Origin of the sequence: Rahnella inusitata, from assembly GCF_965118895.1 — a bacterium.
Lineage (GTDB): Bacteria > Pseudomonadota > Gammaproteobacteria > Enterobacterales > Enterobacteriaceae > Rahnella > Rahnella inusitata_A.
Genome location: NZ_CBCPJJ010000020.1, coordinates 1 through 14930 on the forward strand (window position 1 = coordinate 1; position 14930 = coordinate 14930).

Below are 14930 nucleotides of genomic sequence, written 5' to 3' on the forward strand. Positions count from 1 at the left end.
GCGTCTGGATATTCGCCGCATCGGCGCTATCAAAGAAGGCGACGTGGTGATCGGTAGTGAAACGCGCGTGAAAGTTGTGAAGAACAAAATCGCCGCACCTTTCAAACAGGCTGAATTCCAGATCTTATACGGTGAAGGCATCAACATTAACGGTGAGCTGATCGATTTGGGCGTTAAGCACAAACTGGTCGAGAAAGCCGGCGCATGGTACAGCTACAACGGTGAGAAGATTGGTCAGGGTAAATCTAACTCCTGCAATTATCTGAAAGAAAACCCGAAAATTGCTGCTGAGCTGGATAAGAAACTGCGTGATATGTTGTTGAGTGGTACTGGTGAACTGGCCGCTGCCACCACCGCAGAACTTGCAGACGACGATATGGAAACCAGCGAAGAGTTTTAATTTCGCCGGTATCTGAAAGCAGGGCTCTTGCTCTTCACTTTCAAAATAAAATGTTGTCGAAAAAATGCCAGCCTGGTTTCCAGGCTGGCATTTTTCGCATCAGGGGAGTCACTCATGTCCGATGAAAAAGCACCCAATGGAAATACCATTGATCTGCAAAAGCTGCTCGAACAGGTAGAACAGGAAAGCGCCGCATCCTCGCTATTTTCCCCTCAGGAGAAAGATGCGGACGCGGCGAAGATCAATTCGCTGATGAACCGTGCGATGCGTCTGCTTTCACAGCGCGACCACGGCGAGATGGAGCTGCGTAAGAAGTTGCGTACACCACCGGTGCCTTTCGTTAAACCGGCGAACAAGAAAAGTAGCTGGTCATCTCGCAAGCGACCGGCGCAGAATGAGTTCGCGGAGGAAGATATTCTCAGAGCTAAGCCCGAACCGCGTCCGGTGCCGGAAGAGATCCCTGAAGAACATGTGCAGGCAGTGATCGACTATTGCTATCAGCATCATTGGCTGGATGACGCCAAATTTGCTGACCGCTATATTTCCGGGCGCAGTAACAAAGGCTATGGCGCTCAGCGTATCCGTTCGGAATTAATGCAAAAAGGTGTCGATAAAGAAATCATTACGACGGCACTGGAAAACACCGAGGTAGACTGGTGTATTCTGGCGCGCGAACTGGCAGTCAGAAAATTTGGTGAGGATTTGCCTACTGACTGGAAAGAAAAATCAAAAGTTCTGCGTTATTTGCTCTATCGCGGCTTCTTTCAGGAAGAAATACAGTCTATTTATCGCGATTTTGACGATTGACCGCATACGGTATTTTACTTCCCCGCGCAGAAATTTTATCTTATCCGCACTTTTTCGTTCGTGAGCTGTACAGATCGCTGCTCTATGCAGCGTTATCCGGCTCAAGAGCCGTTCTTCCAGCATGATTCCGGGATATTTATGAGCAAGAGCACCGCTGAGATCCGTCAAGCGTTTCTCGATTTCTTCCAGAGCAAGGGACACAACGTTGTTTCAAGCAGTTCGCTTGTTCCGACAAACGATCCGACACTGTTGTTTACCAATGCCGGGATGAACCAATTCAAAGACGTTTTCCTCGGTCTGGATAAACGCGATTACAGCCGTGCCACTACGTCTCAGCGTTGCGTACGCGCGGGCGGTAAGCACAACGATCTCGAAAACGTCGGTTATACCGCACGTCACCACACCTTTTTCGAAATGCTGGGCAACTTCAGCTTCGGCGATTACTTCAAGCATGATGCAATCAACTACGCCTGGGAATTACTGACCGGCGAAAACTGGTTCAATCTGCCGAAAGAAAAGCTGTGGGTCACTGTCTATGAGACTGATGACGAAGCATTTGAAATCTGGGAAAAAGAAGTCGGTGTTCCAAAAGAACGCATTATTCGCATCGGCGATAATAAAGGCGGTGCGTTCGCTTCTGATAACTTCTGGCAGATGGGTGACACCGGTCCTTGCGGCCCTTGCACCGAAATCTTCTTTGATCATGGCGACCACATCTGGGGCGGCCCTCCGGGTTCTGCAGAAGAAGATGGCGACCGCTACATCGAAATCTGGAATATCGTGTTCATGCAGTTTAACCGTCAGTCTGACGGCACCATGCTGCCACTGCCGAAACCGTCCGTAGATACCGGAATGGGGCTTGAGCGTATCACCGCTGTTATGCAACATGTGAACTCAAACTACGACATCGACCTGTTCCAGAAACTGATCGCCGCTGTGGCTGAAGTCACTGGCGCGACCGATTTGACCAGCAAATCTCTGCGCGTTATTGCCGACCATATCCGTTCTTGCGCATTCCTGATCGCTGACGGCGTGATCCCTTCAAATGAAAACCGTGGCTATGTGCTGCGTCGTATCATTCGCCGCGCGATCCGTCACGGCAACATGCTGGGCGCGAAAGACACCTTCTTCTATAAACTGGTTGCTCCGTTGATTGAGGTGATGGGCCCGGCGGCAGAAGAACTGAAACAGCAGCAGGCGATGGTTGAGCAACTGCTGAAAACCGAAGAAGAGCAGTTTGCCCGTACTCTGGAGCGTGGTCTGGCCTTGCTTGACGACGAGTTGTCCTCACTGACCGGCGACACCCTGGATGGCGAAATTGCTTTCCGTCTGTATGACACCTTCGGTTTCCCGCTGGATTTAACCGCTGACGTGTGCCGTGAGCGCAATCTGAAAGTGGACGAAGTCGGTTTCGAAAAGGCGATGGAAGTTCAGCGTCGTCGTGCTCGTGAGTCCAGCGGCTTCAGCGCAGACTACAACAGCATGGTTCGTGTGGACGGCGTCACTCAGTTCTCTGGCTACGAACATATGCAGCGCCATTCCAAAGTGGTCGCGTTGTTCATCGACGGTCAGTCAGTCAATGAAATTCAGGCAGGCGATAACGCTATTGTAGTGCTGGATGATACGCCATTCTATGGCGAATCCGGTGGACAGGTGGGTGATAAAGGCATCCTGAAAACTGCATCTGGCGTCTTCAATGTCTCCGATACCCAGAAGTACGGTAAAGCTATCGGACATCAGGGCTCGCTGAACGTGGGTAAACTGAGCGTCGGTGATAGCGTTGAAGCACAAGTGGATGCAGCACGCCGGGACCGTATTCGTCTCAACCACTCTGCGACTCACTTACTCCACGCGGCATTACGTCAGGTGCTGGGCAAGCACGTCGCGCAGAAAGGTTCTTTGGTTAACGACAATTATCTGCGTTTCGACTTCTCACATTTTGAAGCGATGAAACCCGAAGAGATTCGTCAGGTCGAAGATCTGGTGAACGCACAAATTCGTCGTAACCTGCCTATTCAGACCACCATCATGGATCTGGATGAAGCGAAGGAAAAAGGTGCGATGGCGCTGTTCGGTGAAAAATACGAAGACAGCGTCCGTGTGCTGAGCATGGGTGATTTCTCTACCGAACTGTGTGGCGGTACGCACGCCAGCCGTACCGGCGATATCGGCCTGTTCCGTATTCAAAGCGAATCCGGCACCGCTGCGGGTATCCGTCGTATCGAAGGGATTACCGGTGAAAACGCCATCAATGCACTGCATCAGCAAAGCGATTTGCTGCAAGATGTCGCGCATCTGGTGAAAGGTGATGTGAACAGTATCACCGATAAAATCCGCTCCCTGATAGAACGTTCACGCGTGCTGGAAAAAGAACTTCAGCAAGTGAAAGGCCAGCAAGCTGCGCAGGAAAGTGCGTCCTTGTCGGGTCAGACCAAAGAAGTGAAAGGCGTTAAGTTGTTAGTTCGTCAGCTGGATAACGTAGAGCCTAAAATTCTGCGTACGATGGTTGATGATCTAAAAAACCAGTTAGGGTCAGTGATCATTGTACTGGCGACCATCGCTGACGATAAAGTCAGCCTGATTGCCGGTGTGACCAAAGATCTGACTGATCGTGTCAAAGCAGGGGATCTGATTGCTTCTGTTGCCCAGCAGGTGGGCGGCAAAGGCGGTGGTCGTCCTGACATGGCACAGGCAGGGGGAAGCGATGTTCAGGCTTTACCGGCGGCTCTGGCTACCGTAGAGGCCTGGGTTGAATCCAAGCTGTAAGAAGAAATAAATCGCAAACCTGGAAGGCGCCATAATGTATTGTGCAATATGGCGTTTTCAGTCTTAATGGTGGGGTAGGCTTCGCGACAGGGTCGCGACAACGATGATTTCAGCTAAACTAAAAGTACTCATGGCTGAAGTTGCAGGCCGCTTACATTTAATGTAGGGGTCATGGCTTACGTTTTACCCGCTTATGATCGATAATGGCCGGGAAACTGAGAGACCCGACTCTTTTAATTATTCAAGGAGCAAAGAATGCTGATTCTAACTCGCCGAGTTGGTGAAACCCTCATGATTGGCGATGAGGTTACTGTTACCGTTTTAGGTGTTAAAGGTAATCAGGTACGTATTGGTGTGAACGCGCCAAAAGAGGTTTCCGTCCACCGTGAAGAGATCTATCAGCGTATCCAGGCTGAAAAATCTCAACAGACGAGTTACTGATTTACGAGGCGTCTCGCTGAAGGCGAGGCGCTAAACCTCTTTTCTACATATTACCGATTTCCCTCCCAGTATTTCTCTGTGTTTTTTCTGCTTTCTTTTCTTTTGAGCCCGGCGCGGTCATCCCCTTTGCACAAAAAATAACGTGAGTTTTCTGCGTTTTTCCCGCTTTATTGCCTTCAAACTGTGCAGGTTGCGCGTGAAATGTCCAATCGAGTGATTGTTAGGAAAAAAGGGTTTGACTTATAAGGGCCAGAAAGTAATATGTGCGCCACGCAGTGCCGATGAGCTTGAACGAAGTTAATCAGCACACTCGCAAGAGGCGTATGGTGAGGTGGCCGAGAGGCTGAAGGCGCTCCCCTGCTAAGGGAGTATGCGGTCAAAAGCTGCATCCGGGGTTCGAATCCCCGCCTCACCGCCATTTAAAATGCACCCATAGCTCAGCTGGATAGAGTACTCGGCTACGAACCGAGCGGTCGGAAGTTCGAATCTTCCTGGGTGCACCATACTTTCCAAAGCGTATGTTGATTTGCAATCAAATGAGCGTAATGGGCAAAGGCTAACGCCGATGTAGTAAGGAAAAATGGTCAGGTAAATCTGCAGTAAGAATCAAAATGCACCCATAGCTCAGCTGGATAGAGTACTCGGCTACGAACCGAGCGGTCGGAAGTTCGAATCTTCCTGGGTGCACCATATTTTGTGTGTGTTGAAGCGATGATAGGATTTTATATTGCACTCAGCATGCAGATAGCACGAAGGAAGATAACGTTGCTTTAGCAACGGCCCGTAGGGCGAGGCATTGCCGAGTAATCTTCCTGGGTGCACCGTTCTTCCTCTTAGTATTTTCCGAAATAAAATCAGCACTACCCCAATGCACCCATAGCTCAGCTGGATAGAGTACTCGGCTACGAACCGAGCGGTCGGAAGTTCGAATCTTCCTGGGTGCACCATATTTTGTGTATGTTGAAGCGATGAAAAAATTTTATATTGCACTCAACATGCAGATAGCACGAAGGAAGATAACGTTGCTTTAGCAACGGCGCCGCAGGGCGAGGCATTAGCCGAGTAATCTTCCCGAGTGAACCCTATTAGAGAAACCCGCTTCGGCGGGTTTTTTGCTTTCTGCATTTCATCTTCGCGCTTCTCTCCTCATTTCTCTGATTTTCCGACGTGTTCGGATGTGCTCTGCGAACGGACAAAATGCGACTTTCACCAGACTTTGCGATAAAGTAGTTTTCCAGTTTTTTCGTGAGCATGGAGCATTCGATGTACGATCAATACGAAGGGCTAATATTTGATATGGATGGCACCATATTGGATACCGAGCCAACTCATCGTAAGGCATGGCATCAGGTATTAACCAAATACAGCATGCAGTTTGATGTCGAATCCATGGTTGCCCTGAACGGTTCTCCGACCTGGCGCATCGCCAAGTTTGTGATCGACAGTAATCATGTCGAGATGGATCCGCATCTTCTGGCCGCTGAGAAAACCGCTGCGGTGCAGGAAATGTTGCTGGACACGGTACGTCCGTTGCCGTTGATTGATGTCGTCAAGGCATATCACGGTCGCCGTCCGATGGCGGTAGGCACGGGCAGTGAACACTGGATGGCGGATGCTCTGTTGCGTCACTTAGGCTTACGTGATTGCTTTGATGCGATCGTAGGCGCTAATGATGTGCAGAACCATAAACCCGCACCAGATACCTTTTTGCGTTGCGCTGAGCTCATCGGCGTGCCTCCTGAAAAATGCGTCGTCTTTGAAGATGCAGATTTTGGTATTGAGGCGGCAAAACGCGCCAACATGGCTTTTGTGGACGTGCGTACGCTGTGAGTAGCGCCGTGGCGCTGGCTTCCTTATTTGGCAGCAGCTTTTTAAGTGCCACGTTGTTACCCGGCAACTCAGAAGTCTTATTAGTCGCTTTATTGTCAGCTGGCAGTGCAATGCCAGCGGCACTGGTTTTGTCCGCTTCTGTTGGCAATACCTTAGGTGGCATAACTAACGTCATCATCGGACGCTTTCTGCCGCAGCTAAAGCCTCAGCGTGGGTTACACGTTGCAGAAGGCTGGCTGAAGCGCTTCGGACCGGCCGCTTTATTGCTGAGCTGGCTACCGGTGATTGGCGATGTGTTATGCGTTTTAGCAGGTTGGCTGCGAATGCCGTGGGGTCCGGTGGTCTTTTTCATGTTTATTGGAAAAGCGGTGCGTTACGTTCTTATTACTGTGGTAACGCTACAGGGACTTTCATGGTTCGGTTAGATTGGCATCAGTCATCAATTATGGTCACATCTATGCAGACTCACTATGCTTGCAAATCAATGATTTCACAGAGCGGGAGGTCAATTTGATCCCGGATGTATCACAGGCGCTTTCCTGGCTGGAAGCGCATCCTCAGGCACTTAAAGGTATTCGTCGCGGTATTGAGCGTGAAACGCTGCGTGTTAATCCCGATGGTTCATTAGCGACAACCGGACATCCGGAATCCTTAGGTGCGGCGTTGACGCATCGCTGGATCACCACCGATTTTGCTGAAGCCTTATTAGAATTTATTACGCCCGTCGATGACAATATCGAGCATCTGATGGCGTTTCTGCGTGACATTCATCGTCACGTTGCGCGTGAGCTTGGTGATGAGCGCATGTGGCCATTCAGCATGCCGTGCTTTATCGAATCCGGACAGGACATCGAACTCGCGCAGTACGGTTCGTCTAACGTCGGGCGCATGAAAACGCTGTATCGCGAAGGCCTGAAGAACCGTTACGGCGCGCTGATGCAGGTCATTTCCGGCATCCATTACAACTTCTCACTGCCATTGTCATTCTGGCAAGAGCGTCTGGGCGTGACGGATGCGAAAAGCGGCAAAGAAGCGATTTCAGCGGGTTACTTTAAGCTGATCCGCAACTATTACCGCTTCGGCTGGGTGATCCCGTACCTGTTTGGCGCGTCGCCTGCGATCTGTTCATCTTTCCTCAAAGGTCGTAAGACAGACCTGCCTTTCGAATATACCGAAGGCGGGATGTGTTATCTCCCATATGCGACGTCACTGCGTCTGAGTGATTTGGGCTACACCAACAAATCGCAGAGCAATCTGGATATCACCTTTAACGATCTTGAAACTTATGTGAAAGGCGTTAAAAGGGCGATCCGCACGCCATCGGCAGAATATGCCCAAATGGGAGTGAAGAAAGACGGAAAATATCTGCAACTGAACACCAATGTGTTACAGATTGAGAACGAGCTTTATGCGCCAATCCGTCCTAAGCGCGTGACTAAATCAGGTGAAACACCTTCTGAGGCGTTGCTGCGTGGTGGGATCGAATACATTGAGGTGCGATCGCTGGACGTCAATCCATTCTCCCCTGTAGGGATTGATGCGACGCAGGCGCGTTTCCTCGATCTGTTTTTGGTATGGTGTGCCTTAGCTGACGCGCCTGAGATGAACAGCGATGAGCTGCGTTGTACCCGCCAGAACTGGAACCGCGTGATCCTCGAAGGGCGTAAGCCGGGTCAGACGATCGGCATCGGTTGTTATGACGAACGCAAACCGCTGGATCAGGTTGGCAAAGATTTGTTCGCTGATTTGAACCGCGTGGCACAGGTGATGGACAGTCAGAATGGCGATCATCTGTATCAGGACGTTTGTAAGGAACTGGTTGCGGCGTTTGATGATCCGGAGCTGACTTACTCCGCGCGTATTCTGAAAGCACTGAAACAGCAGGGCGTGGGTAATTTAGGACTGGAACTGGCCGAGAAATATCGTCAGATGCTGGTCAGCGAACCGCTGGAAGTATTGGATGAAAGCGCATTGCTGGCAGAGCAGGATGGTTCATGGCAGCGTCAGCGCGACATGGAAGCCAGTGACACGCTAAGCTTAGAAGACTATCTGGCTGCTCACGCAGGTGGTACCGAAGAGTAAAAAAGAAAAAGGCCACAATTAATGTGGCCAAATAAACATCTCTGTTTACAGGGATGATGATAACAAATGCGCGTCTTTCACTAATTAAGACCCGCATGCTGGGAAAAGGTTTCCTGAGTTCGTAAAAAAATTTAATTTATTTAGGAGAGGTGACGATATGCCACTGTTGGATAGCTTTACCGTAGACCATACCCGTATGGCAGCACCTGCTGTTCGCGTCGCAAAAACCATGAAAACCCCGCACGGGGACACCATCACTGTGTTCGATCTGCGCTTCTGCCGCCCGAATATTGAAGTGATGCCTGAGCGTGGTATTCATACGCTGGAGCACCTGTTCGCAGGCTTTATGCGTAATCACCTGAACGGAAACGGCGTTGAGATCATCGATATTTCTCCGATGGGTTGCCGTACCGGGTTCTATATGAGCCTGATCGGTGTGCCGGAAGAGCAGTTGGTCGCTGATTCCTGGAAAGCGGCGATGGCAGATGTTCTGAAGGTGAAAGAACAACGTCAGATCCCTGAGCTGAATGAGTATCAGTGCGGTACCTTCGAGATGCATTCTCTGAAAGAAGCGCAGGAAATCGCGCAGCACATTCTCGATCACGACGTTGTCGTGAACCGTAACGACGATCTGGCTCTGCCAAAAGAAAAACTGTCTGAATTGCACATCTAGTTCATTGGGCAGAAGCAAAAAAAGACGCGAATTTCGCGTCTTTTTTATGTCTGCAACTCTTGCTGCTAGCGCTGATTTACGGTGCTTTGTAAGGGTTGGAGAGGGCGTACCTGAACCTGTTTGATCATGTTCTCCTGCACATCCAGAATTTCGACTTCATAATTCTTAATCCGCAAGTTTGTGCCGATGACTGGGATCTCTTCCAGCACTTCCAGTAGCATGCCATTCATGGTTCGTGGCCCGTCAGCAGGCAGATTCCAGTTAAAGGCTTTGTTCAGTTCACGGACGTTCGCACTGCCTTCAATCACAACGGAACCATCGCTTTGAGGCGTCACCTCTTCGGCCAGTGTCGGTGACATCGACGTGGTAAAATCACCGACGATTTCCTCGAGGATATCCTCTACTGTCACCAACCCCTGTATATCGCCGTACTCATCGACCACAATTCCGGCTTTTTTCTTATTGCGCTGGAACTTGACCAACTGAATATTCAGCGGTGTGCCTTCCGGGATGTAGTAAATCTCATCGGCGGCGCGCAGCAGGTTTTCTTTGGTGAACTCTTTCTTCTCGGTCATCAGACGATACGCTTCGCGCAGGCGCAGCATGCCGATGGCGTCATCGAGTGAGTCACGGTAAAGCACAATACGACCATGCGGTGAATGCGTCAGCTGGCGGATGATGGATTTCCAGTCATCGTTGATATCGATACCGACGATTTCATTGCGCGGCACCATGATGTCATCGACCGTCACCTTCTCAAGGTCGAGCACGGAAAGCAGCATGTCCTGATTTCGACGGGAGATTTGCGAGCGCGATTCATTCACGATAGTCCGCAGCTCTTCTTTGCTCATCGCATCGCTGAGGCTGGTAGTGGTTTTGATACCGCACATGGTCATCAGCAGACGCGAGAGACTGTTAAGGATCCACACTAAAGGCATCATGATGGTTTGCAGCGGGCGCAACAAAATACTGCTTGGGAAAGCGATGCGTTCCGGGTTCAGTGCCGCGAAGGTTTTCGGCAACACTTCGGCAAACAGCAGTACCACGAAAGTCAGCACGCCGGTGGCAATCGCAACGCCAGCATCGCCGTAGAGGCGGATACCCACAATTGTTGCCAGAGCGGAAGCAAGGATGTTGACCAGATTGTTGCCGATGAGCACCAGACTAATCAATTGATCCGGGCGTTTTAACAGCTTTTCGACGCGACGTGCACCGCGGTTACCCTGCTTGGCCAGGTGACGTAACCGGTAACGGTTGAGTGTCATCATACCGGTTTCGGAGGCTGAAAAATAAGCCGAAACCACCACCATGATGATCAATATGATGATCAGGGTTGTTGTCGAGACGTGCTCCAACGGGAATTCCTTATTATTGATGAACCATGATTTGCTGGATCAGGCGACTGCCAAAATAGGCGAGAGTCAGAAGAATGGCGCCAGCCATGCTGAACCATACCACGCGGCGGCCACGCCAGCCTTCGTGATAATGTCCCCACAGCAGGACGATATAAACGAACCATGCCAGTATCGATAAGACGGCCTTGTCGATATTCTCCGGGCTGAACAGATTGTTCAGATACAGCAAACCGGTGCACAGCGTCAGCGTCAGTAAAATGACACCGATCTGGGTGATGTGAAAAAGTTTACGCTCGATGCTCATCAGTGGCGGCATATCGGCAGTAAAGGTGAGACGTTTGTTCTTGAGCTGGTAATCGAGCCACGCCAGCTGCAGTGCGTAGAGTGCGGCAATCATCAGCGTCGCATAAGAGAACAACGCCAGGCCGATGTGGACCAGCAGCCCTTTGCTTTCCTCCAGATGCGTAATGAACTCGCCCGGCAGAAATGTCACAAAGGCCAGGTTGATCAGAGAAAAACTGTAGACGATCGGCAGAACGAACCAGCCACGATTGCGCGAAGCGACAATCGTCATCACCGTGCCAATGATTAAACTCACCACCGAGCCTATATTGACCAGACTCAGGTTCTGGCCGGTGCTGACGTCAAAGATGCGCTGCTGCAACGCAACGGCGTGACACACCAGCGCCACCACCACGGAAATCAGTGCCAGACGCCGATATGCGCTGTTCTTCCGAATGATGCTCGGAATGATCAGTGCAAGGCTGAACAGATAGGCCAACATGGCGACGAGAGCAAAAACTGACATAGCGTTTCAGTAGCATCGAAAAGTGAATGAGAACCGCAGTATAACGTTACCCGCGTCACGCTCCAACCTATCTGAGACGCCAAAGCAGAGATCGTCAACGCTTCGTGTTATAATCCCGCAATTACGTCGCAAAAGCGGCCTGTCATTACGTTGAGCAAGAGACGATGTTTGAGAATTTAAGCGATCGATTGTCGCGCACACTGCGCAATATCAGCGGCCGCGGGCGGCTGACCGAAGAAAATATCAAAGAGACGTTGCGTGAAGTCCGCATGGCGTTACTGGAAGCGGACGTTGCGCTGCCGGTCGTTCGTGACTTCATCAACCGGGTGAAAGAGAGCGCCGTTGGCGTTGAGGTCAATAAGAGCCTTACACCGGGTCAGGAATTCGTCAAAATTGTCCAGAAAGAACTGGAAAACGCGATGGGCGAGGCGAACACCGAGCTCAATTTAGCGGCACAGCCACCGGCCGTCGTGCTGATGGCGGGTTTACAAGGTGCGGGTAAAACCACCAGCGTCGGTAAACTGGCGAAATTCCTGAAAGAAAAGAAAAAGAAAAAAGTGCTGGTGGTGTCTGCCGACGTCTATCGCCCTGCGGCGATCAAACAGCTGGAAACGCTGGCACAGCAAGTTGAAGTGGATTTTTTCCCGTCGGATGCACAGGAAAAGCCGGTTGATATCGTTCGCCGCGCCCTTCAGCAAGCCAAACTGAAATTTTATGACGTTCTGATCGTCGATACCGCCGGCCGTTTACACGTCGACGAAGCGATGATGGACGAGATCAAACAGGTTCACGCCGCGATTAATCCGGTTGAAACGCTGTTTGTTGTCGATGCCATGACCGGCCAGGATGCTGCAAACACGGCGAAAGCGTTTAACGAAGCGCTGCCGCTGACGGGTGTGATCCTGACGAAAGTTGATGGTGACGCGCGTGGTGGTGCTGCACTCTCAATTCGCCATATCACGGGCAAACCGATTAAATTCCTCGGGATGGGTGAAAAAAACGATGCGCTGGAGCCTTTCCATCCGGATCGTATCGCTTCACGTATTTTGGGCATGGGTGACGTTCTTTCACTTATCGAAGATATTGAGAGTAAAGTCGACCGCGCGCAGGCTGAGAAACTGGCCAGCAAGCTCAAAAAAGGCGACGGTTTCGACCTGACCGACTTCCTCGATCAGCTTAAGCAAATGCGCAACATGGGCGGTATGGCGAACATGATGAGTAAATTGCCGGGCGTCGGGCAATTGCCGGACAACGTGAAATCTCAGATGGACGATAAAGTGCTGGTGCGTATGGAAGCGATCATCAATTCGATGACGATGAAAGAGCGTGCTAAGCCAGAAATTATTAAAGGTTCCCGTAAGCGACGTATTGCGATGGGTTCGGGCATGCAGGTGCAGGACGTTAACCGCTTACTCAAGCAGTTTGACGACATGCAGCGCATGATGAAGAAAATGAAGAATGGCGGTATGGCGAAAATGATGCGTGGCATGAAAGGTATGATGCCACCGGGTTTCCCAGGCCGCTAATCGACAAGACTGGCTATTTATCAGCCACATAAACGGCCCCAAACGTACTCAGGCAAATAGCGAAGGAGGCAATCTACGCTTTCGATTGCTTTTTGCGCCAAAATGAGTAAAATTTTGGGGCTTTTTATATTGCAACCAGACCCCGTTCCCCGATGGGGTCTGGTTGTTTTATTAACTAAAGAGGATGTTATGGTAACAATTCGTTTAGCACGTGGCGGCGCAAAAAAGCGTCCGTTTTATCAAGTAGTAGTGACCGACAGCCGCAACGCTCGTGACGGTCGTTTCATCGAACGCGTAGGTTTCTTCAACCCATTGGCTTCTGGCCAGGCTGAAGCACTGCGTCTGGACCTGGATCGTATTACCCATTGGGTAGATCTGGGTGCAACCGTTTCTGATCGCGTTTCTTCGCTGATCAAAGACGCTAAGAAAGCAGCTTAATCTGTCGCGGTGGTGGCAATGAGCAAGCAATCCAATCCAGTGGTACCCGCTGAGCCGTTAGTACTCGGCAAAATGGGTTCAACATACGGCATTCGTGGTTGGCTCAGAGTGTTTTCATCCACCGAAGACGCTGAAAGCATCTTCGAATACCAGCCCTGGTTTATCCAGCGTGCCGGTAAGTGGCAGGTTATCGAGCTGGAAGGCTGGAAACGCCACACTCAGGACCTGATTATCAAAGTCAAAGGCGTTGATGATCGGGATGCAGCGAATCTGCTGACCAATTGCGAAATTGTCGTCGATTCAAAGCAGCTACCCACACTGGAAGACGGTGACTATTACTGGAAAGACCTTTTTGGTTGCCAGGTAGTGACAACTTCCGGTTACGAACTGGGCAAAATCATCGATATGATGGAAACCGGTTCTAACGACGTGATGGTAGTCAAAGCCAACCTGAAAGATGCCTTCGGACTCAAGGAGCGGTTGATTCCGTTCCTCGATGGGCAGGTTATCAAGAAAGTCGATCTCGCTACTCGCATCGTCGAAGTAGATTGGGATCCTGGTTTTTGACCTCCGTAACGTTTACTGATGTAAACAACGGCGGGTTGAGCGGCAAAGCATTTGTAAGGGGTAGGCTATGTGGATCGGTATAATTAGCCTGTTTCCTGAGATGTTCCGCGCAATCACCGATTACGGGGTAACTGGCCGGGCAGTTAAGAATGGCCTGTTGAGCGTAAATTGCTGGAGTCCTCGTGACTTCGCATACGATCGACATCGTACCGTGGATGAGCGCCCTTATGGCGGTGGTCCCGGCATGCTGATGATGGTGCAACCTTTACGGGAAGCGATTCATGCAGCAAAAGCAGCGGCAGGCGAGGGTGTGAAAGTGATTTATCTTTCACCTCAGGGTCGCAAACTGGATCAAACCGGTGTTTGCGAACTGGCGGCCCATCAGAAAATTATTCTGGTGTGTGGCCGTTATGAAGGGATTGATGAGCGCGTAATCAAAACCGAAATTGATGAAGAATGGTCAATTGGTGATTATGTTCTCAGCGGTGGTGAGTTGCCGGCAATGACTCTGATTGATTCAGTTTCCCGCTTTATACCGGGCGTTCTGGGTCGTCAGGCTTCAGCAGAAGAAGATTCTTTCGCTGACGGATTGCTCGACTGCCCCCACTATACCCGCCCTGAAGTGTTGGAAGGCATGGAGGTACCGTCAGTTTTACTGTCGGGAAACCACGCTGATATACGTCGCTGGCGCCTGAAACAGTCGCTGGGTCGAACCTGGCTTAGAAGACCTGAACTTCTGGAAAACCTAGCTCTGACTGACGAGCAAGAGGTGTTACTGAGAGAGTTCCAAAAGGAACATCGACTCAGTTAACAAAACTATGAGGGACCGCTTGAGCACTTTGCCAGGCCTTCCCGATATATCAGTTTACCTAGGGTAAGAGACATATTATGAGCAATATCATTAAACAGATCGAACAAGAGCAGATGAAGCAAGACGTACCTGCATTCCGTCCGGGTGATTCCGTGGAAGTTAAGGTATGGGTCGTTGAAGGTTCTAAAAAGCGTCTGCAGGCATTCGAGGGCGTGGTTATCGCTATTCGTAACCGCGGTCTGCACTCTGCATTCACTGTTCGCAAAATTTCTAACGGCGAAGGTGTTGAGCGTGTATTCCAGACTCACTCCCCAGTAATCGACAGCATTGCTGTTAAACGTCGTGGTGCCGTTCGTAAAGCTAAACTGTACTACCTGCGTGAGCGTACTGGTAAGTCTGCTCGTATCAAAGAGCGTCTTAACTAAG

The 14930-nt window shown here is 50.6% G+C and carries 14 protein-coding genes, 4 tRNA genes and 1 pseudogene; 17 read left to right on the plus strand and 2 right to left on the minus strand.

The window, feature by feature from the left end; translation table 11 throughout:
- The 12 genes and pseudogenes from recA to luxS all read left to right on the plus strand — a co-directional run.
- Window positions 1–400: pseudogene (gene recA, locus ACMHLI_RS16590) on the plus strand (recombinase RecA); the annotation flags it as partial.
- A gap of 240 nt (window positions 401–640) precedes the next feature.
- Window positions 641–1207 carry a recombination regulator RecX gene (gene recX, locus ACMHLI_RS16595; RefSeq protein ID WP_413530456.1) on the plus strand — a complete coding sequence of 189 codons (567 nt, stop codon included), beginning with the start codon at window positions 641–643 and terminating at the stop codon, window positions 1205–1207.
- A 138-nt stretch (window positions 1208–1345) separates the two neighbouring features.
- Window positions 1346–3973, plus strand: coding sequence for an alanine--tRNA ligase (alaS, locus tag ACMHLI_RS16600; RefSeq protein ID WP_413530422.1), 2628 nt, complete (start codon window positions 1346–1348; stop codon window positions 3971–3973).
- A 255-nt stretch (window positions 3974–4228) separates the two neighbouring features.
- A complete protein-coding gene (gene csrA, locus ACMHLI_RS16605) occupies window positions 4229–4414 on the plus strand; it encodes a carbon storage regulator CsrA (RefSeq protein WP_013574027.1) in 186 nt (61 codons plus the stop codon).
- A gap of 325 nt (window positions 4415–4739) precedes the next feature.
- A tRNA-Ser gene (locus ACMHLI_RS16610) sits at window positions 4740–4832 on the plus strand.
- 8 nt (window positions 4833–4840) lie between these two features.
- A tRNA-Arg gene (locus ACMHLI_RS16615) sits at window positions 4841–4917 on the plus strand.
- 110 nt (window positions 4918–5027) lie between these two features.
- A tRNA-Arg gene (locus tag ACMHLI_RS16620) sits at window positions 5028–5104 on the plus strand.
- A gap of 180 nt (window positions 5105–5284) precedes the next feature.
- A tRNA-Arg gene (locus ACMHLI_RS16625) sits at window positions 5285–5361 on the plus strand.
- 316 nt (window positions 5362–5677) lie between these two features.
- Complete coding sequence (yqaB, locus tag ACMHLI_RS16630; protein WP_413530423.1) at window positions 5678–6244, plus strand: fructose-1-phosphate/6-phosphogluconate phosphatase; 567 nt, start codon at window positions 5678–5680, stop codon at window positions 6242–6244.
- A complete protein-coding gene (locus ACMHLI_RS16635) occupies window positions 6241–6669 on the plus strand; it encodes a YqaA family protein (RefSeq protein ID WP_413530424.1) in 429 nt (142 codons plus the stop codon). Before yqaB ends, ACMHLI_RS16635 begins: the two co-directional genes overlap by 4 nt.
- Before the next feature lie 85 nt (window positions 6670–6754).
- The gene (gene gshA, locus ACMHLI_RS16640; protein ID WP_413530425.1) at window positions 6755–8326 is read left to right on the plus strand and encodes a glutamate--cysteine ligase; all 1572 of its coding nucleotides are present in this window, start codon (window positions 6755–6757) and stop codon (window positions 8324–8326) included.
- 157 nt (window positions 8327–8483) lie between these two features.
- Window positions 8484–8999, plus strand: a complete 516-nt coding sequence (gene luxS / locus ACMHLI_RS16645; protein ID WP_413530426.1) for an S-ribosylhomocysteine lyase — start codon at window positions 8484–8486, stop codon at window positions 8997–8999.
- A gap of 65 nt (window positions 9000–9064) precedes the next feature.
- Here luxS and ACMHLI_RS16650 read toward each other — a convergent pair whose 3' ends face one another.
- Both ACMHLI_RS16650 and ACMHLI_RS16655 read right to left on the minus strand, forming a co-directional pair.
- Window positions 9065–10354, minus strand: a complete 1290-nt coding sequence (locus ACMHLI_RS16650; protein ID WP_413530427.1) for an HlyC/CorC family transporter — start codon at window positions 10352–10354, stop codon at window positions 9065–9067.
- 13 nt (window positions 10355–10367) lie between these two features.
- Window positions 10368–11162 carry an inner membrane protein YpjD gene (locus ACMHLI_RS16655; RefSeq protein WP_112169368.1) on the minus strand — a complete coding sequence of 265 codons (795 nt, stop codon included), beginning with the start codon at window positions 11160–11162 and terminating at the stop codon, window positions 10368–10370.
- A 164-nt stretch (window positions 11163–11326) separates the two neighbouring features.
- Between ACMHLI_RS16655 and ffh the strand changes: the two genes are divergently transcribed.
- The 5 genes from ffh to rplS all read left to right on the plus strand — a co-directional run bounded on the left by ffh (window position 11327) and on the right by rplS (window position 14929).
- Window positions 11327–12688, plus strand: coding sequence for a signal recognition particle protein (ffh, locus tag ACMHLI_RS16660; RefSeq protein ID WP_413530428.1), 1362 nt, complete (start codon window positions 11327–11329; stop codon window positions 12686–12688).
- 189 nt (window positions 12689–12877) lie between these two features.
- A complete protein-coding gene (gene rpsP, locus ACMHLI_RS16665; RefSeq protein ID WP_104924471.1) occupies window positions 12878–13126 on the plus strand; it encodes a 30S ribosomal protein S16 in 249 nt (82 codons plus the stop codon).
- 18 nt (window positions 13127–13144) lie between these two features.
- Window positions 13145–13693 carry a ribosome maturation factor RimM gene (rimM, locus tag ACMHLI_RS16670; RefSeq protein WP_413530429.1) on the plus strand — a complete coding sequence of 183 codons (549 nt, stop codon included), beginning with the start codon at window positions 13145–13147 and terminating at the stop codon, window positions 13691–13693.
- A 67-nt stretch (window positions 13694–13760) separates the two neighbouring features.
- On the plus strand, window positions 13761–14504 hold the full coding sequence (gene trmD / locus ACMHLI_RS16675; protein ID WP_056772780.1) for a tRNA (guanosine(37)-N1)-methyltransferase TrmD: 744 nt from the start codon (window positions 13761–13763) through the stop codon (window positions 14502–14504).
- A gap of 77 nt (window positions 14505–14581) precedes the next feature.
- Complete coding sequence (rplS, locus tag ACMHLI_RS16680) at window positions 14582–14929, plus strand: 50S ribosomal protein L19 (RefSeq protein ID WP_056772777.1); 348 nt, start codon at window positions 14582–14584, stop codon at window positions 14927–14929.
- Window position 14930: the final 1 nt, after the last annotated feature.